Annotated in this window: 18 protein-coding genes; 14 read left to right on the top strand and 4 right to left on the bottom strand. The window is 61.6% G+C overall.

Features of this window, described 5'->3' with window-relative positions:
* Positions 1-113: 113 nt before the first annotated feature.
* Positions 114-1,889, bottom strand: a complete 1,776-nt coding sequence (locus VMH34_03160; protein HTT07772.1) for a ShlB/FhaC/HecB family hemolysin secretion/activation protein — start codon at positions 1,887-1,889, stop codon at positions 114-116.
* Between the two features lie 355 nt (positions 1,890-2,244).
* Complete coding sequence (locus VMH34_03165; protein HTT07773.1) at positions 2,245-3,279, bottom strand: peptidylprolyl isomerase; 1,035 nt, start codon at positions 3,277-3,279, stop codon at positions 2,245-2,247.
* Positions 3,280-3,594: 315 nt separating this feature from the next.
* Here VMH34_03165 and VMH34_03170 point away from each other — a divergent pair, with 315 nt between their 5' ends.
* From VMH34_03170 to VMH34_03200, 7 genes are read left to right on the top strand one after another with little or no spacing between them, the layout of a single operon-like run.
* Positions 3,595-4,503 carry an adenylate/guanylate cyclase domain-containing protein gene (locus VMH34_03170; protein ID HTT07774.1) on the top strand — a complete coding sequence of 303 codons (909 nt, stop codon included), beginning with the start codon at positions 3,595-3,597 and terminating at the stop codon, positions 4,501-4,503.
* Positions 4,504-4,508: 5 nt separating this feature from the next.
* Entirely contained in the window at positions 4,509-5,243 is a 735-nt protein-coding gene (locus VMH34_03175) for a protein phosphatase 2C domain-containing protein (GenBank protein ID HTT07775.1), read from the top strand.
* A gap of 33 nt (positions 5,244-5,276) precedes the next feature.
* Positions 5,277-9,623, top strand: a complete 4,347-nt coding sequence (locus VMH34_03180) for a protein kinase (protein HTT07776.1) — start codon at positions 5,277-5,279, stop codon at positions 9,621-9,623.
* 44 nt (positions 9,624-9,667) lie between these two features.
* Complete coding sequence (locus VMH34_03185; GenBank protein ID HTT07777.1) at positions 9,668-11,953, top strand: SUMF1/EgtB/PvdO family nonheme iron enzyme; 2,286 nt, start codon at positions 9,668-9,670, stop codon at positions 11,951-11,953.
* A 57-nt stretch (positions 11,954-12,010) separates the two neighbouring features.
* Positions 12,011-12,712 carry a bifunctional 2-polyprenyl-6-hydroxyphenol methylase/3-demethylubiquinol 3-O-methyltransferase UbiG gene (gene ubiG / locus VMH34_03190; GenBank protein HTT07778.1) on the top strand — a complete coding sequence of 234 codons (702 nt, stop codon included), beginning with the start codon at positions 12,011-12,013 and terminating at the stop codon, positions 12,710-12,712.
* 12 nt (positions 12,713-12,724) lie between these two features.
* Positions 12,725-13,408 carry an HAD-IA family hydrolase gene (locus VMH34_03195; protein ID HTT07779.1) on the top strand — a complete coding sequence of 228 codons (684 nt, stop codon included), beginning with the start codon at positions 12,725-12,727 and terminating at the stop codon, positions 13,406-13,408.
* Positions 13,402-14,274 carry a squalene/phytoene synthase family protein gene (locus VMH34_03200; GenBank protein ID HTT07780.1) on the top strand — a complete coding sequence of 291 codons (873 nt, stop codon included), beginning with the start codon at positions 13,402-13,404 and terminating at the stop codon, positions 14,272-14,274. Before VMH34_03195 ends, VMH34_03200 begins: the two co-directional genes overlap by 7 nt.
* 11 nt (positions 14,275-14,285) lie before the next feature.
* Here VMH34_03200 and VMH34_03205 read toward each other — a convergent pair whose 3' ends face one another.
* Positions 14,286-14,729 carry a protein YgfX gene (locus VMH34_03205; GenBank protein ID HTT07781.1) on the bottom strand — a complete coding sequence of 148 codons (444 nt, stop codon included), beginning with the start codon at positions 14,727-14,729 and terminating at the stop codon, positions 14,286-14,288.
* A 149-nt stretch (positions 14,730-14,878) separates the two neighbouring features.
* On the opposite strand from VMH34_03205, the gene VMH34_03210 reads away from it, so the two are divergent.
* The 7 genes from VMH34_03210 to VMH34_03240 all read left to right on the top strand — a co-directional run bounded on the left by VMH34_03210 (position 14,879) and on the right by VMH34_03240 (position 22,386).
* The gene (locus VMH34_03210; protein ID HTT07782.1) at positions 14,879-14,998 is read left to right on the top strand and encodes a DUF1674 domain-containing protein; all 120 of its coding nucleotides are present in this window, start codon (positions 14,879-14,881) and stop codon (positions 14,996-14,998) included.
* Positions 14,999-15,096: 98 nt separating this feature from the next.
* A complete protein-coding gene (gene sdhC, locus VMH34_03215; GenBank protein HTT07783.1) occupies positions 15,097-15,468 on the top strand; it encodes a succinate dehydrogenase, cytochrome b556 subunit in 372 nt (123 codons plus the stop codon).
* A 10-nt stretch (positions 15,469-15,478) separates the two neighbouring features.
* A complete protein-coding gene (gene sdhD / locus VMH34_03220) occupies positions 15,479-15,868 on the top strand; it encodes a succinate dehydrogenase, hydrophobic membrane anchor protein (GenBank protein HTT07784.1) in 390 nt (129 codons plus the stop codon).
* A 5-nt stretch (positions 15,869-15,873) separates the two neighbouring features.
* A complete protein-coding gene (gene sdhA, locus VMH34_03225) occupies positions 15,874-17,661 on the top strand; it encodes a succinate dehydrogenase flavoprotein subunit (GenBank protein ID HTT07785.1) in 1,788 nt (595 codons plus the stop codon).
* Positions 17,662-17,685: 24 nt separating this feature from the next.
* Positions 17,686-18,465, top strand: coding sequence for a succinate dehydrogenase iron-sulfur subunit (locus VMH34_03230; protein ID HTT07786.1), 780 nt, complete (start codon positions 17,686-17,688; stop codon positions 18,463-18,465).
* 331 nt (positions 18,466-18,796) lie between these two features.
* Positions 18,797-20,743, top strand: a complete 1,947-nt coding sequence (locus VMH34_03235; GenBank protein ID HTT07787.1) for a DUF47 family protein — start codon at positions 18,797-18,799, stop codon at positions 20,741-20,743.
* Positions 20,740-22,386, top strand: coding sequence for a PEP/pyruvate-binding domain-containing protein (locus VMH34_03240; protein HTT07788.1), 1,647 nt, complete (start codon positions 20,740-20,742; stop codon positions 22,384-22,386). Before VMH34_03235 ends, VMH34_03240 begins: the two co-directional genes overlap by 4 nt.
* 46 nt (positions 22,387-22,432) lie before the next feature.
* Here VMH34_03240 and VMH34_03245 read toward each other — a convergent pair whose 3' ends face one another.
* The gene (locus VMH34_03245) at positions 22,433-22,669 is read right to left on the bottom strand and encodes a hypothetical protein (GenBank protein ID HTT07789.1); all 237 of its coding nucleotides are present in this window, start codon (positions 22,667-22,669) and stop codon (positions 22,433-22,435) included.
* Positions 22,670-22,704 lie beyond the last annotated feature (35 nt).

The following is a 22,704-nucleotide window of genomic DNA, read 5'->3' on the forward strand; positions in this document are numbered from 1 at the left end:
CTCCGTTGGGCACATCACCTGCGGGCATCCTGCCTCGCTATTATTTCGTTCTCGTTATCTAAATAATCGTAATCAGCTTATGCTCGGTTTTCTGTGAACTGCTTCACACGCACCTAAAAGAAATAATTGAAATCCGCCCAGAATTGGGGATAACGGTCGTTGGCCGTCAACGGCCTGCCAATGGGGGCGGCGACGATGAACTTGGAACTGAACACATTCTGGTTGTTGAACGAGATGGCGAAGCCCGCGCCATTGTAATTGCCCGACGCGACATCGGTTCTGAGCGGCTCGTTGCGCTCGCCGAAGGCCACGTCGTAGAACAGCGAAAACTGCAGCAATTCACCCCACGTCTTGCCGCTGAAGGCCGGTTTGTCGGCGAATCCGGGGGCGTTGATGATGTATTCCCCGGAGAAGAACAGGGCCTTGTCGAACAGGACTTCGGTGGGCTGATAGGCGCGCACGTTGTTCGGGCCGCCGATGGCATATTGTTCGAGAGGCACCAGCAGGTCGTCCGAGTACTGACCCTCGGCCCGGAATTGCATGGACTGGCCCTTGAACCACTCCGGCTTGTTCAGCCATTTGCCCACGATGGACATGCTTTGCAGGCGCGAGGCGGTGAAGAACAGCTTGTTGAAGATGCCGTCGGCGAAATTGCCGGAGGCGCCGCGGCGGCTGGGCCGGTTGTTGGGCCGCGAGTCATTCGCGGAGTCCTGATCGCCCATGGCGCCGAGAAAATTGGGAAATCCATGACTGAAATCAATCTCCGCCGTGTTCAGTCCGGCGAAGCGGGTATCCACCGAATCCACATTCATCGTGCCCGTCACCATCGCCAGGTCGTCACGGCTGATGTCGCGGGTGCGGCTGTGGGTGATGGACTCCTTGCGCTCGATGCCGATCTTGGCGGAGAAGTTCAGCTCGCGGCTGCGAATGAATGAATGTTCGATATCCACATGGGAATTTTCCGTCAGGCCCGAGAGCTGCTGGCTTTGTATTTGCGCGTTGCCGCCGACATCAAACGCGGTGCGGTTGAATCCAATCGTGGCCTTGTTCTCCGGGCCGAACATGGGGCGTTCGTAATCGATGCTGTAAAAAAACAGATTGGCCGGCGTGTGGGTCACCTGGCTCGAGACCGTCAGCTGGTCGGCGCTGTTGGTGGGGTCATTCCAAGATACTTCCAGGCGTCCGCGCTTGCGGCCGGTTTCCGCCAGGCCGTAATTGTCATAGCGGACATTACCTTCGAAACGCTTTTCCTTCTGCACCTTGATCACCATGTCGGTGGTGCCCACCTGCTGGCCGGGTTGAAACACGCCGAAGAGACCCAGGCCGGGATAATCGGTCAGCCGCAGCAACGCCGTTTCAGTGGCCTCCTTGGTCACCGGCTTGCCGATCAAGTCAGTGAAAGGTACGTCGATTAAATCAGAGTCATATTGCTGATTGCCTTCAACGACGACGCGGCCGAGTACGCCTTCCCGCACCTGGAGGTTGACGACGCCGCCTTGAACGTTCTGCACCGGGATGAAGGCCTGGGCCAGAATCAGCCCCTTGGTGCGGTAATACTGGGTGACCGCGTTGGCCACCTCCTGCAAGCGGCCGACGGTGAAACCTTCGGGGCGTTCCTTGAGTTTGCCATCCACCAGCGCCTGCACGTCGGCGACGGTGATTTTTTGCTGCGGGCGATCAACGACGTCGACCAGATTGAACTTCGTGACCATCACCTTGGGGCCCGCGTCGATGTCAAGCGGGCGATCGACGACGCGGGGAACCTTGAACAAGTCGCCCGGTGGGGTGGGCGGCGTGGTGACCGGGCGTTCTTCTCCCGGACGCAAGGCGCCGGGACGCACGACATCGGGCGATACGGGAGCGCCGGCGAGGACGGGCCAAACAGGCAACAGCCCCAACATCAGAGCGAAAGCAAGTCTCACACTCCCCCTTGTTGTTTTCATGTACCCATCAAGCCGATACGCACGCCAAAACATCATCCTTGATTTTTATTTCAAGGATGGGGCGTGTTCCTAACAATTCAGGGAAATCCGTGCCCCTGACGGCGTACATTTTTAGTCTGGAAAGTATAACAATACATACCCATCGATTGCAATTTAAGTCATACGAAATGAATTTTCGTTAACTTTTTGAGAATTGGCGCTTTTTTCAACAAAAAGAGAGTGCGTCCTGAATGACCGCGGAGACATCAAATTTCGGCCGTAATCGGTGTTCAATTTCGCATACCGGGGGCCGGTCTGGCGGTCAGGGTTTGACGGAATTGTCCCCCTTGCCTGTGTCGGCAGTTTTGGCCTCGGGCCTGGTCTCCAGTTCGGATTTGATTTTCTGCCGCCACGACTCCAGCTGCGTATCGTCATACTTCACCGGATAGGTGTCCTGAATTTTCTTGAGCGCACCCATCCGCACCTCCGCTATCTTCTCCTGAATCATCAACTGCCTGATCTGGCCGTTATTGATGTCCGAGAGTTGCAGGCTTTGGGCTGGCACAACGTCGCCCTTTTTGATGATGTGAAACCCCTGTTTGGAACGTATGGGATCGCTCACACCACCCGCCTTCAGCGCCCCGGCGGCTGTGCGTACTTCCGGAATCAAATCATTGAGTTGCAGCAGCCCAAGATAACCGCCGTTCAGCCGGCTGCGCTGGTCTTTGGAATACTGGCTGGCGGCGGCGCTGAAATCCTGTTTGCCCTGTCTGATGGTCTTGGCGATGGATTCCGCCTGCTTTTTGACCTCGGCCACAGCGGCATCGCTCGCGCCCTCCGGCACCGGCAGGAAGATTTGCCACAAATGCATGCGCTCGGGGGTCTGGAACTTCGCCTTGTTCTTGTCGAAGTACTCCTTGATCTGCGCCTCTGTCGGATAGCCGGCGGGCAGGTTGCTGACTATCACCCGGTTGAGGTAAACCTCGGCCATGACGCGATCGGCACCGCGCTGCATCAACTTCTGGATCAGCGGCTCCTTCTCCAGGCCATTACTGTGCGCGGCATTGATCAAGGCGCGGTTGACCGCCTCCTGTTTTACCAGACTTTCAAACACCTTGGGATCATTCAATACGCCGTCACGCTGTTCAATGGGCAGCGTTTTAATCAGCGTCTCCATGTCTTCGGCCTGCAAGGTGGGCTGCACCCAGTTGTTGGCGGGATTCGTCGTGTCTTCGGCCGCCGGTTTGGCCGGGGCATTGCCCGGGGATTTGTCCGCCGCCGGTTCCGCCAGCGCGAAACCCGCGAGACATAACCCGAATAAAACGGATGTCAGTTTGTCGTTTAATCGCATGGTCATGCCCGGGATTTGTGGGGTTGCAGGCAACTTCCGGCCATTTTCTGTTATTCTATAGAAAGTTCCCAGAATGTCTTCATCCGGTTGGATTTTATTCTGGGAAGCGCCGCAACTTTTGGCAGCAGTCTGGGATGAGTTTTGGGGAATTAAGAAAATCTCGGGATATTTATAATAATGAAGTAGTACGCCGGAAAGGTAAAGCCGGGGGGATGCTCGATGAGACCAACCGTTAAGTCCAACGCACAGATGAAAACTGGCGTGTTGCATTCCCGTGCGCCGGTCCGTCCGTATCGCGGAAATTTCTGACATTTAATCGCCATGCTCGGTCGCAACACCAATCTTGCCATCCTGTTTGCCGATATCAGCGGCAGCACCAAGCTGTTTGAAACGCTGGGCGACGCGGCCGCGCGTCACAAGGTCGCCTCCTGTCTGGCGCTGCTGACGGAAATCATCAGACGCCACAAGGGCACGGTCATCAAGACCATCGGCGATGAAGTGATGTGCACCTTCGCCAACGCCGAGGGCGCGGTCACCGCCGCCTGCGACATGCATGAAACGCTGGAGGATGAAGCCACCGAGCACACCGCACACGGGCCGGTGAAACTCCGCATCCGCGTCGGTCTGCAATACGGCCCCGCCATTCAGGAGAAGGGCGACATCTTCGGTGATTCGGTCAACGTCGCCGCGCGCATGGTGTCGCAGGCCAAGGCCGGACAGATCATCACCACGCAGTACACCGTCGACCTGTTGCCGCCCGCATTGCGCGCCAGCGCCCGCTTCATCGACCGGGCGCCGGTCAAGGGCAAGAAGGAAACCATCGACATCTACGAAATCATCTGGCAGGAGGAGGACGTCACGCGCATGTCCACCGGCATCATGCCGGCCGTGTCCGCGCCCAAGGCCAAACTGCAGCTGACCTATCGCAAAAGCAACGTGGTCCTCAATGAGGAACGCTCCGCGGCCACGCTGGGCCGCAGCACGGGCGCGGATATTGCCGTCGAGGAAACGCTGGCCTCGCGCATGCACGTGCGCATCGAATTGCGCCGCGGCAAATTTTTCATCGTCGATCAAAGCACCAATGGCACCTATATCAAATCCAACGAGACCGGCAACGAAACCTTCCTGCGCCGCGAGGAGGCGCCGCTGACCGGTTCCGGCATGATCAGCCTGGGCCGCGCGTTCAACGAAAATCCGGTAGAAATCGTGAAGTACCACACCGACGCGTGAATACCATGAGCGCCCTGCCCTTTACCTGGACATCCACCACCCTCACCCACACGGGCAATGTCCGCAAACACAACGAGGATTCCTGCCTGGATCGCGCCGACGCGGGACTGTGGGTGGTCGCCGACGGCATGGGCGGGCACGCCAGCGGAGATCTGGCGAGCCAGATGATCGTCAACACACTGGCCAAGGTGGAACCCGCCGCCAACCTGAGTTCCTATGTCGATCGCGTCGAGGAGGCCCTGCTCAGCGTCAACCGCAAACTGGTGGACATGGCGGCGCAGACCCAGCAGACCAGCGGCAGCACGGTGGTGGTGCTGATCACCTTCGGACAGTACGGAATTCTCATGTGGGCGGGTGACAGCCGGATTTACCGGCGGCGCGGCAATGAATTAAAACAACTCACCACCGATCATTCCCAGGTCGAATCCTACGTCGAGCAGGGATTGCTGACGCGCGAGGAGGCGGCGATACACCCGGCCGGCAACATGGTGACCCGCGCCGTCGGCGCCGCGCCCGACTTGTATCTCGAAATGGATATCCAGGAATTGCAAAATGGCGATCGGTTCCTGCTCTGCTCGGACGGCCTCGACAAACATGTCACCGATCCGGAGATAGCACAGATTCTCGCCAAACCGGACCTGCACGAGGCGGCGCAGACGCTCATCGATGTCACCCTGTCGCGCGGCGCCATCGACAATGTCACCGTCTCGGTCATCGACGTCAAACAAAATTCGGTGTGATCATGAAAATGATTTTTCTCAGTGAGGTGCACTGTGGCTGACTTAAAGACAGCGTTGCAAGCCTACTCCAAGGGCCAGCTCAAACTGGAGGTGATTGTCCAGAGCCTCGACAAGGTGCTGGCCAAGAATCCAAAGTTGCTGACGCAAATCATGGCGCAACTCGGTGAAGCCTTCGCCAGCGGCCTGCTCGATGCGCAGACCTTCGCCAGGCTCAAGGTCCAGGCGCAAAAAAGCGCGGGCGTGAAGGTGAGCGCGGCCGAAGCCAAGGCCGAGGCCACCGTCTTTGCCGGCGGCATGCCGGACAAAACGCAGGTGTTGGACCAGACCAAGGCGGAAGCGCCCGCGGGAAGTGGCTATGAGAAGACGGTGGTGACCAATACCTCGGCCACTGCGGACACCGGTTTCGATGTCACCGGCGGCTCCGATTTTGAGACCAGCGGCCCGAGCGGCCCCAGTGCCCCCAGCGGCGGTTCCTGGCCCACCAGCACCTCGGGCAGTACGACGGGCACCGGCGTCAAGACCCCCATCAAACAAACGCTGGCCGATGGCCAGATCATCGGCCCCGGCACGATATTGAAAGAGCGCTTCCGTTTGATGGAGGTGCTGGGTGTCGGCGGCATGGGCACGGTGTACCGCGGCGTCGATCTGCTCAAGGAGGAGGCCCGCGACAGGAATCCCTTCGTCGCCCTCAAGGTGTTGAACGAGGACTTCAAGCAACACCCGGATTCATTCATAGCGTTGCAGCGTGAAGCCAGCCGTCAGCAAAAACTGGCGCATCCGAACATCGCCACGGTGTACGACTTCGACCGCACCGGCAGTACGGTCTTCCTCACCATGGAGTTGATGGAGGGCCAGCCGCTCAATACCTACATCAAGAAGGTCGTCAAACACAAAAACGGCATTCCCTTCCCCGCCGCGCTCAGGATCGTCAAGGGACTGGGGGCGGCGCTGAATTACGCGCACGAACGCAGGATCGTTCACTCCGATTTCAAACCGGGCAACTGTTTCCTGCTCAAGAGCGGCGACGTCAAGGTGCTGGACTTCGGCATCGCCCGTGCGGTGAAGAACCCCGGTGCCGGCGAGGGCGAGAAGACGCTGTTCGATCCCAGCAAGCTCGGCGCGCTGACGCCCGCCTATGCCAGCGCCGAGATGCTGGACGGCATGGACCCCGTGCCGCAGGACGACATTTACGCGCTGGCCTGTGTCGCCTATGAACTGCTGACCGGCCGCCATCCCTTCAACAAGATGCCGGCCAACCAGGCGCGCGCCAACAAACTCGCGCCGGCGCCCATCAAGGGTTTGAACCGCCGCCAGAACAAGGCCCTCGCCCGCGGCCTGGCCTTTTCACGCGACAAGCGCAGCAAGACCATCCAGGAGTTCGTCACCCAGCTGGAGGACAAAAGGAGCGTCTACCAGAATCCGTTCATCATGGTGCCGGCGGCGCTGGCCCTCATTGCCGCCATCGGCATCGTGCCGACGATCAATTACCTGCACCGCAAGGAGGTGGATGAACTCACCAGCGCCATGAGCCAGAGCAACATATCGCCCGAGGTCATGAGCGCGAAACTGACCGAACTGACCGCGCTCAACGCCGATGATCAGGCGATCGTCAAAAGAAACGCACGCGATCCCATCCTGGCCTATTTCGAGACGCAGATTCAAAAGCTCGTCAGCGAACAGAGATTCGCCGAGGCCAAGGCGCTTTCCAGCCAGGCCCTGGCGCTGTTTCCCGACTCCGTGAAATCCAAGGACATCGATGAGCAGCTGGATGAGCGCATCAGCCAGAAATTCTCCGACATCATCCGCCGCTTCAACGAGGCCCTGAAGGGCAACAAGCTGCTGGCGGACGACAAGGATCCCGACAACATGGTCAACGTGCTGGCGGATGTCGGCAAGATCGATCCCAAATACGCCCTGCTCTCCGACGCACGCCTGCCCGCCGCGTACACGCAGGCCGCCGAGGACGCCTTGAAGGGCAACGACATCGAACACGCCAACCTGCTGGTCGAAACCGGCGAGAAGATCGGCGTGGTCAAAAACAGCCTGCTGTTCCAGAACACCGGCTACCGGATCAAGGCCGCCATCGAGAAACAAACCCTGGAGAAGACGCTGGAGGACGCGGTTGGCAAGGCCGCCGCGCTGGCGGATTTCGGCGCGCTGCGCGACAACGTCATCAAGCTGGCCACACTCAACCCGGACAGCCCGGCGCTGGCCGCGGTGGCGGAAAAACTGAAGCCGCTGATCGAGGCCGCAGTGCCGGCCTCGATCGCCAGCCTCGCGGACTGGAAACGCGTCGACGGCCTGCGCAACGACTACGGTCTGATGCTGAATGCCGTCAATCTGAAGCCGACGTACCAGCAAATCGCGGAGACCCTGAAGAACTCGTTGTCCGCGCTGCCGGCGGGCGATCAACAAACCATCGCCCAGGAACAACAGAAGGTGATCGACGAGGGCAAGGGCAAGGTCGGGAGCCTCCTGGCCAGCGCCAAACTCGAACCGGCATGGGAGGCGCAGATACAGGCCGCGCTGCTTGACGTGGAGAGCCGCCTGCCCGCCGACGACGCCTGGATCAAGCAGACGCATGAGGCCATCGCCAAGCTTTACACCGACAAGGCCGCGGAAATGCTGAAGGCGCAGCGCTTCGCCGAGGCCGGCAGCATCCTCGACAAGGGTGAGCACATCGCGCCGGGGACGCAGGTCATCACCACGGAACGCCAGCAACTGGCGCAGGCCGAGGAAGCCGCCAAGAAGGCCGAGGAGGAGAAGGCGCTCAAGGCCCAGATCGAGCAGCAGAAGCAGACCCTCGTCACCCAGGCCAAGGCCAAGGATGTCAATGCCGCGCGCCAGACGCTGGATGCCTTGAAGGGCATGCTCGGCGCCGACGACGTATTCGTCAAACAGGATGCGCCCGTGCTGCTCGCCGACGCTTATGAGAAACTCGCTTCGGAGAAGGGCAAGGCCAAGGATTACTCCGCCGCCCTGAAGCTCGCCAAGGCGGGACTGGAGGTCGCGCCCGGTTCCACCGCACTGACACAGGCCGTCAAGGCCTACACCGTTGATGGCAATTCGGCCGAATTGCGCAAGCTGTTCGCGGGCAATGCCGCGTTGGATCTCAACGCCATCCAGGGGCAGATCGACGAGATCAAAAACGTCGATCCGCAGAAGTACGCGGCACTGGAGCCGGACCTGATCTCCAGTTCACTCAAACGCTATGATGCGGTGAAGGATCGCCCGGAGGAGTCCGGTCCGCTCGTCGAAACGCTGAAGAAATTGTTTCCCGGCAATCCCGACATCGAGAAGTTGGCGGCGGTGGCGCCGGTCGTCTCCGCCAAATACGCGGCCATTGGTGACCTCCTGAACGCCGGCAACCTGACCAAGGCCCTGGGCGAGTTCAAGGTGGCCTTGGGCCTGCCGGATGCCGCCAAGGCCGAGGAACTCAAGGCCGCCATGGATCAGCACGCCAACGACGCCGAACTCAACCGGCTGTTCAATGCGATGCGCGACAAGCGCACCCAGGCGGAAACCGCATACGATGCCTTCCGCGGCGCCTTCAAGGCCAGCAAGTTTGACGAGGCCAACACGCAGCTCGCCAAGGCCGAGGCGGTGTGGAAGGACAGTGGTGTTCTGGCCAGGGCGCGGCGCGAACTCGATGCCGCCATGCACCCCGCCGCCCCCGGCAAGGAAACGGCGGCACCCAGTGAGGAGGCGGTCACCGGTGCGCCGCTGCCGCCGCCGCCGCCCTCCAAACAGCCTTGCACGCTCGATCTCGCCGGCTACGGCGAGCGCAAGAAGGGCAGTTGCTATGAGATGGTCACCGACAAGGCCCGCGGCCCCATCATGGTGGTGATCCCGGCGGGTGGCGATATTCCGAAGCCGTTCGCCATCAGCAAATATGAAATAACGATTGCCGATTACAACTTGTATTGCAAACTCACCGGCAAGTGCGCCGGCATCAATAACGACGACAAAATCCTGCCGGTGACCGGCATCTCGATCAGCGATGTCGATGGTTATGCAAAATGGCTCACCGAACGCACCGGCAAAAAATACCGCCTGCCCACGGTGAAGGAGTGGTCCTACGCCGCCGATGCCGGCGGCAAGCAGCCCAAAAAGGATTACAACTGCCGCGTCGAATTGAACGGCCAGGTCATCAAGGGGCAGTCGCTGATGGACGCCAACGCCGGCAAACCCAACGGCTGGGGACTGTACAACTACATCGGCAACGCGCAGGAATGGGCCACCAACGGCGCCGGCGTGGTGGCGCGCGGCGGCGCTTTCAAGGACAACTTCGGCGACTGCGGCGTCTCGGTGGAGAAGCCCTCCGACGGCAAGGGCGACGACGAAACCGGTTTCCGCCTGCTGCAGGAAATGAGCGGCTGATTACGTCTGACGGCCTCACACCACCGCGCACGTCATAAGGGGATATGAGCGAGACCATCACACTGCGTCAACTCAGCCGCGACTACGCGCAAGGCCATCTCACGCTGGCCCAATATCGCGAACAGCGCGCGCGTTTGCTTGATGGTCTGTACAGCGGGACCACGTCGCTGATGCCCTACCGTCCATCTCCCACGCCGCCGGTCGACTTGGGGGAGAAAAGCAGCACCACCCTGCAGGGCATCAAACTGTCTCCGCTCCCCATACCCTCCGAGTCGTCACGGCGATCGCTGTGGCTGGTGGCGGCGGCCATCGCGGTCATCGCCGTCGGTGCTGGAATTTATTTTTTGTATGGCGGACAACCCACCGCCCCCATCGCCGAAAATCCGCCGCCGGCGCCGGAATCGCCACCCCCCGAAGCGGCGTCGCCCCCCACGGCAACGCCACCCGCTCCCAGCGCTGCGCCATCGTCTCCACTGGTGGAGGATTTCGTCCACAAGGCGGACTGGAAAAAAGAAAGCCTGGATCGTTTCCTGGCGGACTGGGCGGCCCTGAGTGAGAGCGAACGCGGCAATCTCAGACAATCCCCCCCCTATCGCGATCTGGTCGACGGCACATACAGTGAAATCATCAAAGAGGAGGCGCTGCTGGGCCTGGGTGACGACAAGGAAGTGCTGAACCGCGAGGATGTCCTGCTCCATTTCGCGGATCAGATGGAATTTAACGGCGAACGCTTCAAGGAAGCGGCGGAAAAACTCGCCAAATTGCGCGCCGCCCAGACGGCCGGCACGCCAGCGCCTGCCGCGCCCGCGGCAACACCTGTTACGCCGCCGCCCGCGCCCGCCCCCGCGGCGCCCGTCCAGGTTGCCAAAAATGCACCCGCCACTCCACCACCGCCGGCAGCGCCTGCGGAATCCAAGCCGGAGATACCGCCTGAAGCCGCGACGCCGACCGCGGCGGCGGCCTCCACGGCAGCAACGGCGGTCGCGCCCGCCGCCACAGCGCCCGCAGGTGCGCCAAAGAAAGAAACGGCGGCGGAAAAAACACCACCCGAAACCGAGAAGGCTGCCGCGACCGCTGCCGCAGTGACTGCAGCGACCGCCGTGGCGGCCGCGGCAACGTCAAAGAAAGAAACGGCAGCGGAAAAAACACCACCCGAGGCGGAGAAGGCCAGCTCCGTGGAAACCGAGGCGGAAACTGCCGCCAAACAGGAGCCGGCGGAAGCCGCGGCTCCGGAAGCCAAGACCACCGCGAAGCAAAAGAGAACGTTGGAGTGTTACGCCGATCTGGCCAAGGAACGCAAGCCCTTCTGCCGCGACGGCATGAATGACGGCGGCGTCGGCCCCATCCTCGCGGTATTGCCGGCGGGAGAATTCACCATGGGCGGCGGCGCGCCGCATGCGGAGCCGGCGCACAAGGTCACCATCCCCCGCAACCTGGCCGTGTCGCTGTATGAAGTCAGCAGCGGTGAATTCGAGGCATTTTGCAAAGCCACCAGCCGCTCCTGCCCGCCGCAACCGTGGCAGGGCGCCGATTTCCCGGTGGTGAATGTCAGTTGGGCGGACGCCACGGCGTACGCCGAATGGCTGTCGAAGGCCACGGGGCATTCCTATCGCCTGCCGACCGAGGCCGAGTGGGAATACGCCGCCCGCGCCGGCACTACTTCGCGTTATCCCTTCGGCGACGAATTGCTGCCCACGCACGCACGTTTCTCCTACCAGGGACCCGTGGATTCCCCCCTGCCGCGATCGGATCACACGGTCAACCGCAACAACTTCAAGCTCTATCACATGGTCGGCAACGTGCGCGAATGGGTGCAGGACGGCTGGCATGACAACTATCAAGGCGCGCCCACCGACGGCAAGGCCTGGGAAGGCAGCGGCCACACGGTGCGCGGCGGCTGTTACCGGGATCGCGCCGAGTCGCTCACCTCCGCCTCGCGCGAGTCCGGCCCGGCCCAGGGCGATGACTGCACCGGTTTCCGCGTGGTCGAGGATATCCCCGCGCAGAGCAGGCAGGAAACACGGCCCGTGGCAAAGCGGGGCCCGGCCTGGGCCAAGGCGCAGGGTCAGAATCAATACACCCTGCAATTGTTCGCGGTGCAAAGCATCAAGCAAGTCGAGAAGCTGATGACCAGATTTCCCAAACTCGAATTGATGATCGTTCCGACTGAAGATCCCGAATTGCCTTTCCGGGTGTATTACGGCCTCTTCGACAACAAGGAACTGGCGCACTCTGCCTGGGCGCAATTGCCCAGGGCGCTGATTAAAGACAACCCCAGACCATTCATACAGTCATTCGCGCAGATTCAGCGATCCGTCGCCGGACGTTGACCCGCTGCTGAGGCGGCGATGAGTTCGAGCGTGACGCGCATGATTTTTTCATCGAACATGCCCCCGAACGTTGATACCGGTGAAATAGACAAATTCGCCGCGCTCTCCCCCGGCTGGTGGGATGATAACGGCCCCTTCAAGACCCTGCACGCGATCAACCCCGTGCGTCTGCGTTTCATCGAACAGCACTGCCCCCTCGCCGGCAAAAAAGTACTGGACGTGGGCTGCGGTGGCGGCATCTTGAGCGAGACGATGGCGCGGGCCGGCGCCGCCGTCACCGGCCTTGATGCCGCTGAATCCGCCATCGCCGCTGCCGGCACGCACGCGACGCAATCAGGGCTGCGCATCGACTACCGTTGCGCGCTGCTTGAAAACGTCACCAATGAATATGCCGGACAATTCGATGTCATTAGCTGCATGGAACTGCTGGAACATGTCCCCGATCCGGCCCGGCTGGTGGCCGATTGCGCAAGCGTGTTGCGGCCCGGCGGTTGGGCGTTCTTCTCCACCTTGAACCGCACGGCCAGGGCCTATTTTTTGGCGGTGCTGGGCGGCGAGTATCTGCTGAATCTGCTGCCGCACGGTACGCATGATTACCGCAAATTCATCCGGCCCTCGGAACTGGCGCGCTGGGCGCGCGCGAACCATCTGGAACTCAAGGCGCTCGCCGGCCAGGATTACAATCCCTTCAGCAACACCGCCGCACTGTCGCATGACGTCGGCATCAACTACCTTGCCGCCTGCGTGCGCGGCGCGTGATTCGGAAACCTGATGAGCGATGACGTGGCATCACATCACTGCCAGTTGGTGTTGCTTGATCTGGACGGCACGCTGGCGGATACCGGGCCTGACCTCGCTTACGCCCTGAATACGGTGCGGGCCGAAGAAAGGCGGCCCGCCCTGCCCTATGCGCACATACGACCGCAGGTGTCGCATGGCGCACGGGCCTTGATCCGCCTGGGCTTCGGCGGGCAGGAGACGGAACCGGACTTCGAACGCCGCCGGCAGCGCTTGCTGGATGTCTATCGCGAAAATTTATGCGTCCGTACGAAACTCTTCCCCGGCATGGCGGCGGTGCTGGCCGGAATTGAGCGGCTCGGGCTGCGCTGGGGTGTGGTCACCAACAAGCCGGCGTGGCTCACCGATCCGCTGCTGGCCGCCATGCAGCTCGACAAGCGCGTGACCTGCGTTGTCAGCGGCGATACGGTCACGCCGCGCAAGCCGCATCCCAACCCCCTGCTGCACGCGGCGCGGGCGGCGGGCGTTGAACCGGCGCAATGCGTGTACATCGGCGATGCGGAACGGGACGTACAGGCGGGCAAGGCCGCCGGCATGCACACGCTGGTCGCGGCCTTCGGTTACCTCGACACGGACGACAATCCCCGCGCCTGGGGTGCGGACGCGATCATCAATCAGCCGTCCGACATCCTCGTCTGGCTCAACGGCAGATGTTAGAGCCCGCCGCCTGCGCCGCCCATTGCCGCGACATGGCCGCACCGGCGGGTTCCGATCTCTATTACGCGACACTGCAACTGAAGACCCCCCGGCAGGAGGCCGTGCTGGCGCTGCACGCCCTGGCCGGGGAAATCCGCCGCATCCCGCGCACGATCGCCGATCCAGGCGTGGCGCGGCTGAAACTCGCCTGGTGGACGGATGAATTGGATAAATTATTTCGCAGCGGTGAGGCGCAGCACCCCGCCAGTGTGGTGCTGCACACGGCGCAGGCGGCGCCGCGATTGCAGCCCGGCGTACTGCATGAATGGCTGCAAGTGGCGGATGAAGAGATCAGCCGGAAAACCCACGCCGACATGCAGGCGTTGATGGCGGCCTGCCGGCGGCATGAAGGCGGCTTGTGGCGGCTGACGGCGATGCTGTGCGGCCATACGGGTGAGGAAACCCTGGACGCCGTGGAGACACTGGGCACGGCGCTCGGTCTGCATCGCGTGCTTCGCGATCTGCGTGCCGAAGCGGGAATAGGCCTGCTGCGGCTGCCTCTGTCGGAACTCCGGCGCTTCGGCCTCGCCGATGATTTATTGCGCGCCGCCCACGAACCGCTGGCGGAGCTGATGGCCCTGCTGGCCGGTCATGTGCGCGAGACCGTGCTGAATGGCATTGTCGCCCTGCCGCCGCCCGATCGGCTGGCGCAGGTGCCGGCGCTGATCATGACCGAGTTGTGCGTGCATACACTGCATGAAGAGCAAATGGACGGCTTTCATCTGCGCGAGCGGCGCATCGGCCTGACGCCGCTGCGCAAGTGGTGGATTGCCTTCAAGGTGCGGCGCCGCGAACGGCGGCGGGCACGGCACCTGGATAACCGCTGAAAACGGTTCCCTCATGTTGCCGGCAGTAACGCGCCCAGATTCAGATAAACGCGCAGTCTGCGAAAATCATCCGCCGCGACATTGTCCGGCAGCAGCAATACGGAGCGCGTGCCGCGACCCACGCGAAGCACCAGCACAGTAAACCAGGGTTGCACCACGTCCGCCGTTTGCAGCGCCGCATCCAGCCATTCCCCGCCAATCCTGACTTCCAGGGTCGCATCCGTGCGCACTTTGAGTTCGCCAATGGCGCCGCCCGCATGAAGTATGTGCTCCCGCCACGCCCGTGCCGCATGGAGTAACACGGCGGCCGCCAGCGCGGCGCGCACCGTTACGGATACAGCCAGAATACAGGCGATGATGAAGGCGCCGGCGTGGATGGTGAAAAGCGCGACAGCGAGAATTCGCGAACGGCCCAAAACCAGATGTAATGGCTTGACTGTCGATGGCGCCGTCATGTCCGACCATTCCGCAATGCAGCATTACGCTTGTAAAAACAAGGCGTTTTCAACATACTTTATTTCTTGTTCCGGGCCCACGGTTGACACGCGCCATGACAGATTCTATCCGCCATCATCCTCACCCGCCTAAGGCGGGCGAGATTGCGATGGAAGTGAAGAAACCAGCGTCCACGACACCGCGAGCGGTGGAGATCGGCGGGCCCAAGGGGCCGGAGCCGACCCGTTACGGCGACTGGGAACGCGCGGGTAAATGCGTGGACTTCTGAACTAACTGTTAATTACCAATCAACGGTTGCTTGCGTGAATGAAACGCCTGGCGCGGCGTGGAGCGCACGCGTTTGTTGGCACGGATGGAGGAAAAAACATGGCGCAATCTAGACCTCTGTCACCTCACCTGCAGGTCTATCGCCCGCAATTGACGAGTGTGCTTTCGATCACGCACCGCGTCACCGGCGTTTTTCTGTCGCTGGGAACGCTGCTGCTGGTCTGCTGGCTGGTATCCCTCGCCGCCGGACCCGATGCCTACGCGAGGGCGCATGTCTTCTTCGCCGGCTGGCTGATGAGGGTCCTGCTGTTTGCCTGGTCGGCCTCGCTTTTCTATCACCTGTGCAACGGCATCCGGCACCTCTTCTGGGACGCCGGTTGCGGTTTCGACATCCCCACGGTGTACGCCTCGGGTTATGCCGTGCTGATTGCCACTGCCGTGCTCACCCTGGCGACGTGGATCGCCGCTTGAGGGCGGGGCGATGATGAACATGAACCTGCGTTCCGATCTCGGCCGTGTGCGTGGCCTCGGCTCCGCCAAAGGCGGCACTCATCACTGGTGGATGCAGCGGCTGACCGCGGTCGCGCTCGTTCCACTCTGTCTCTGGTTCGTGGCGGCGGTGGTGTATCTCGCCGGTGCGGATTACACCAGCGCCGCCGCCTGGATGCGCTCACCGTGGCATGCCGCGTTGCTGCTGGCGCTGATCGTGACACTCTTCTATCACGCCCAGCTCGGCATTCAGGTCGTTTTAGAGGATTACATCCACGTCGAATGGGTCAAGGTGACCGCCGTGGTCGCGCTGCGTTTTGCCGCCATCCTGCTCGGCCTGATGGCGGCGCTCGCCGTGTTGAGGGTTTATCTGGGAGCGTAAGCGGCGTGGACAAGGCCTACAACCTGATTGAGCACAAGTACGACGTCATCGTGGTCGGCGCGGGCGGCGCCGGACTGCGCGCCACCTTCGGCATGGCCGCCAAGGGCCTGAAGACCGCCTGCATTACCAAGGTCTTTCCGACCCGCTCGCACACCGTCGCCGCGCAGGGCGGCATGAGCGCCGCGCTGGGCAACATGGGACCGGACGACTGGCGCTGGCACATGTACGACACGGTCAAAGGCTCCGACTGGCTGGGCGATCAGGACGCCATCGAATACATGTGCCGCGAGGCGGTGCCGGCGGTGATCGAACTCGAACACTATGGCGTGCCGTTCTCACGCACCGAGGACGGCAAAATTTATCAGCGGCCCTTCGGCGGCATGACCACCGAGTATGGCAAGGGCACGGCCCAGCGCACCTGCGCCGCCGCGGATCGCACCGGCCACGCCATTCTGCATACGCTCTACCAGCAGTCGCTCAAGCACAACGCGGAATTCTTCGTCGAATATTTCGCCATTGATCTGCTGTTCGAGGACGGCGCCTGTCACGGCGTGCTGGCCTGGAAGCTCGATGACGGCACCCTGCACTGCTTCCGCGCCCATCAGACGGTGCTTGCCACCGGCGGCTATGGGCGCATCGCGCTGTCATGCACCGGCGCCCACACCCAGACCGGCGACGGCAATGCCATGGCCGCGCGTGCCGGGGTGCCGCTGCAGGACATGGAGTTCATCCAGTTCCATCCGACCGGCGTCTATGGCGCCGGCTGCCTCATCACCGAGGGCGTGCGCGGCGAGGGCGGTTTTCTCACCAACGCCGCAGGCGAGCGCTTCATGGAGCGCTATGCACCCAACGCCAAGGACCTGGCCTCGCGTGACGTGGTCAGCCGCTCCATGACGATGGAAATCCTGCAGGGCCGCGGTGCCGGCCCGGAGAAGGATCACATCTATCTGCATCTCGAACATCTGGGGCCCGAGGTCATCCACGAACGGCTGCCGGGCATCGCCGAGACTGCGCGCATCTTTGCCGGCGTGGACGTCACCCGGGAACCGATCCCCGTGCTGCCGACCGTGCATTACAACATGGGCGGCGTGCCGACGAATCACCACGGCCAGGCGGTCACCATCAAGGATGGTAACCCGGACACGCCCGTGCCCGGCCTCATGGCCATTGGCGAGGCGGCTTGCGTGTCCGTGCACGGGGCCAACCGTCTCGGCTCCAATTCGCTGCTGGATCTGATCGTGTTCGGCCGCGCCGCGGCCAATTGGTGCGGCGACAACATAAAGAAGGATCGGCCGCACAAGACACTCAACACCGGGGTCACCGATCTGATCCTCGCCCGCTTCGACAAACTGCGTCACGCGAATGGCACGCTGCCGACAGCGAAGGTCCGGCTCGACATGCAGCGCGCGATGCAGCAGCATTGCGCCGTATTCCGCACCGGCCCACTGCTTCAGGAAGGCATACAGAAACTGCAGGGCGTGTGGGATTCGTTCCGCGACGTGAAGATCGCCGATCGCTCCCTTGTCTGGAACACTGATCTCGTCGAGACGCTGGAACTCGAAAACCTGTTGATCCAGGCGATGGTAAGCATCAAGTCCGCGCTGAATCGCACCGAGAGCCGCGGTGCGCACGCCCGCGACGATTTCCCGGAGCGCGATGACAAAAACTGGTTGAAACACACCGCCGCGTGGATGGACAGGCGCGGCGAGGTCCGCTTCGATTACCGGCCGGTGCATATGCACACGCTGACCAACGAAGTCGAGGTCGTGCCGCTCAAGAAGCGCGTGTATTAAATTACAGCTGACAGGACTGAAATCATGGCTCAATTCACGCTACCGGGGAACTCAAAGATTGGCGCGGGCAAAACCATGCGCGCGGCTGGCGGCGCCAAACGCCCGCGCGAACTGCGCGTTTACCGCTATGACCCGGACTCCGGAGCGAATCCGCGCGTCGATGTTTATGAGATCGATCTCGACAAGTGCGGACCGATGGTGCTGGATGCGCTCATCCACATCAAGAACGAAGTCGATACGACGCTCACCTTCCGCCGCTCCTGCCGCGAAGGCATCTGCGGATCCTGCGCCATGAACATTGATGGCACCAACACGCTGGCCTGTACCAAGGCCATCAGCGACATCAAGGGCGCGATCAAGATTTACCCGCTGCCGCACATGCCGGTGGTCAAGGACCTGGTGCCGGACATGTCGAATTTTTACGCCCAGTACGCTTCCATCAAGCCCTGGCTGCAAACCCTCACGCCGGCGCCTGAGCTGGAGCGCCTGCAATCGAAGGAGGATCGCGCCAAACTCGACGGTCTCTACGAGTGCATCCTATGCGCCTGCTGCTCCACCTCCTGCCCGAGCTACTGGTGGAATAGCGACCGCTATCTCGGGCCGGCGATCCTGCTGCAGGCCTATCGCTGGATCATCGATTCACGCGACGAGAACACCGGCGAACGTCTGGACAATCTCGAGGATCCGTTCCGACTCTATCGCTGCCACACCATCATGAACTGCACCAAGACCTGCCCCAAGGGCCTGAACCCGGCCAAGGCTATCGCCGAAATCAAGAAACTGATGGTCGCTCGCCAGGGCTAGCCGGCGTATTTATTCGTTATTGCCCCGGTCCTCACCGCCTGCGGGAGTCATGGGGACGACCCTTTCCCCGCTTCATTGAAACGCTACAGTAGTTAACCCTGGCCCGTCACCATTTGTTGCGGATTCGCGACAGGAGATCGAAGTTTTTTAGTTGGGATTGATGGCGATCAAGTCATCCCGGCGGCTCCCTGGGTATTTTTATTTACGCAAAAGTGGAGCGATTGATCGTCAGCGACGGCACAATTGTCAAAAGTGTCAGATATGCTCCGGAAAGACCATGGTCTCCGTCCCATCCAGCCGTTTCCGATTACAGGTGGAGTAGAACGCTGTCATGTTATCGAAGACACGTATTGTCGATGAGCTTGGCGAAGGCGCGCTGTTGCTGCCGGCCTATCTGAACGACGCGCTGGCGGCCAATGATCGCGTGAAGTACTTCTTTTCACTGCTGCAGGCAGCGCAAGCGCATGCCAACGATCCCGACCAGGAAATCTCCAATCTGCATGCAGAGCGCGAGGCGAGCGGGGTCGAAGACAGCGCGTTGGACGCCGTGATCGACGGCAGCCAACGGCGGGATGCAGAGGGCTATCACATCCCGCTGGCCGCGCGCATCCACGAACAGATCCTTGCGGAGGTCGGCCTGATGATGAAGCCGGTGACCGCGGCCGCCGCCGCGCCCAATGCACGCGAGTTTCAGCGGCGTCTGGAGGGCCTCGCGCACGCTGCGCCGGATTTGAGCGGTGATCGGGTCCCGGCCGGTTATGTGAGCGCCGTCACCGCCGCCCATCGCGGGACGGGCGACAGCCTGCACCTGTTGGTCATGGATCTGCACAAGGAACTGAACCGGCTTCAGACTGAAATCGCGGTGGAATCGATCGACGGCGCGGCCGTCTACGGCCTGCGGGATGCCGACAGGTCGCTGGTCAGGTCTTTCATGAGCGGCCTGCAAAGCACGGCGTCACTCAAGTTCGATCATCCGGGCCTCGGTACGACCGCCACTCGAGCGGGCACCAAACTGGTCATCCAGAACGACATCGGCACCACCGATGCGCATGTTATGATCATACACGTCACCGATCTGTCCACGACGCTGACCTACAGCGATATACATCTGCGGCGCGCCCGCTTCTTCCAGGATCTCTTCGAGTCGTTTGACGTGCAATGGGAAGACATCCGCTCACGGCAGATTGCGGGGCTGGTCGAAAGCGAAGAGTTCTATCTCTGCACCGGCCGCCACGTCGCCCGCGATCATGCTGAACTCGAGCGCTACCTTGCCTTTCTCGGTTCGCGCCTCGTTTTTCTCATCGATTGGAACCGCGCCCGCAAGCGACTGCGGCAGTTCATCCGTTCCAAGGACGCCATCGGCATCCTCAAGTGGGCGGCGGACAACGACATCGGCCACCGTGGCTTCCTGCAGGCGGGCGGGGAGAACCTGATTTACGGGGCCATCGAACGCGCCGCGCGCACGCCGATCCGTTATGGCCAGCGCCTGGACGAAGTGCTCGGCAAGGAGGCGGCTGTGGACTTCCTCAAGTTTGTGCTGCGCGCGGCCTCCGAAGGCCTGCGCAAAAGCCGCTCGATACGCGGGATCCGCGACGAGATCACCGCCGAACTGCTTAACCACTTTCAGAGCGCCGAGCAAACCATACTCGTCGTTGCCAGCGATCATGCAACGTTGGTCGCGGAAATCGCGGAGGCGGTGCGCAGCGGGCTGCAGCGTGCCCCGGGCATGGACCGCAACCAGCTGCTCAGGACGTCGGCGCGCGCGAAACAATGGGAGACGCGCGCCGATGAACTGCTCAACCGCGCACGCGAGATGGTGTCGCGAGCCCCCGATATAGCGTGTTACCGCAACCTCATCGAGGAACAGGATGACGTCGCGGATAATTTGGAGGAGGCGGCTTTCCTGCTGACCCTGATGCCGGAGATAGTTCCAGCCAACGACATTCAGGCGGCCCTTCAGCGGCTCGCAGGGCTGGTCGTTGATGCCTCTCATGAACTCATCAAGTGCCTGGGGTGCGCGGCGCATGTCGAGCGCGGAGCACCCCGCGAGGACGTGGAGGATTTCCTTGAGGCCGTGGATCGAACGCTCACGCTCGAACACCAGACTGATGACATCGAGCGCGAGGTCACCACCAGACTGCTCCGCAGCCACGCCGACAGCGGTCAGACCCAGCTTTATTCGCAGATCGCCGCGCGCCTGGAAGATGCCGTCGATTGTATATCAAGGACGTCATTGCAACTGCGCGATCATGTCCTTGGTGAGGTAATTTCGTTATGAACGCGCCGGACTCGATCCACGAGGAGATGCCGACCGTGGTCGCAATAGGTCATAGCGTTCCGTCCGCCGCCACGGCACGCCTGACGGCGTGGGAACTTGGTTCGAAGGCCCACAACCTGCTGCAGATGGCGCAGGCCGGACTGTCCGTGCCGCCGGCGTTCGTGATCACGACCAAAATCTGCCGTGCCTATTTCGAAGCGTGCCTGCCCGAGGGTTTCCATCATGACGTCGCCAGTGGGCTGCGGCAGATTGAGTCGGTCATCCATCGCAGCTTCGGCGGCAACCGGCGGCCGTTGCTGGTCTCGGTGCGCTCCGGCGCGCCGGTATCCATGCCCGGGATGCTTCAGACCATACTGAACGTCGGACTGAACGACGCTACCATTCATGCTTTCATTCGTACCACGGGAAATCCACGGCTTGCGTGGGACTGCTACCGCAGGCTCATCCAATGTTACGCCGAAGCCGTCCATGACTGCGCATCGCAACCTTTCGAAAAGGTCATTGCCGCACATCTGGCCGAAGGTGGAATCGGCTCGGAACGCGAGCTCGACGCGCCCGCGTTACGCGCCATCTCACAGGACTACCTCGATCTGTTCCACGAGCTCACCGGCCGCCATTTCCCGCAGGATCCCGAGGAGCAGCTGATAACCGCCATCAAGGCGGTGTTTCGATCATGGACCAGTGAAAAGGCGCGCGAGTACCGCCGCCTGAATCGGATAGACGAACACATGGGCCTGGCGGTGACGGTACAGACGATGGTATTCGGCAATAGCGGCAGTACTTCCGGTTCCGGTGTGGCCTTCACGCGCAACCCCGCCACCGGTGACAATCAGCTTTACGTCGACTTTCTGTTGAACGCCCAGGGTGAAGATGTTGTTTCCGGCCGCCGCTGGATTGACGCCCGCGAAGATCTCGATACCTCCCTGCCGATGGTGGCTGCTGAACTGCAGCGGGTTGCACAAACCCTTGAGCGACACTTCAAGGACTTGCAGGATTTTGAATTTACTGTCGAACGAGGCCGCCTTTACCTGCTGCAGACACGCTCCGGCCAGCGCACGCCCTGGGCCGCGCTGCATATTGCCGTAAGCCTGGTGCGTGAAGGCCTTATCGACACCGACACGGCGTTGCAGCGCCTTTCCTGCTACGACATCGAGTCAATTACGCGAACACACTTGGCACTTGGCAACGGTCAATCCGCGCTGGCACAGGCCACGGCGGCCAGCGTCGGCATTGCGGTCGGCCCGATAGCGTTCGACGTGGAGGCGGCAAAAAGACTGGCTGAGAACAACCAATCCCCCATACTGGTGCGCGAAGAAATTTCCACCAACGACATCGCCGGCGTGGTGGTCTGCGGAGGCATACTCACTGCAATGGGAGGCAGGACTTCGCACGCCGCCGTCGTCGCGCGCCAGCTCGGCAAGGTATGCCTGGTCGGCTGCCATGATCTCCGGCTTGATCTCCAGAACCGTCGCGCCATGGTCGGCGAACATGCACTTCGGGAGGGCGACCTGATCTCATTGGATGGCGACAACGGACGAGTTTACGCGGGGGCAGTCAATTTTGTCACCGAACGCCCGATCGATGCGTTGCGTGAGGTGGAGCGCTGGCGCACACCGAATAATAAAAAGGATGTAATTAGTTAAAAAACCACGGCGGCGCGAGGCCGCCGTGGCAGGCGGGGAGGAAAGATTAGCCGCCCTTCTCGCAAGTAGCCAGATAGCTGGTGCGATTTGAACCGGCCAGATTTTTCGACTTCGCCAGGTTTTCGCAAACCATCTCGGTCTGTTGATGCGTCGGTGCCTTGTTGAGCTTGAGGACGCCGCCTTTCGGCGCACCGTAGCCGGTATCCGACATGGCGGCGGTGCTGCCCAAGGCAAGGATTGCGGCAATTGCGAGGGCTGATGCGGTCGTGATGTGCTTGTTCATATTTACCTCCAGACTTGTCGAATGATTTGAAGAAT

Source organism: Gammaproteobacteria bacterium (assembly GCA_035501935.1).
GTDB lineage: Bacteria > Pseudomonadota > Gammaproteobacteria > JAJPIJ01 > JAJPIJ01 > JAJPIJ01.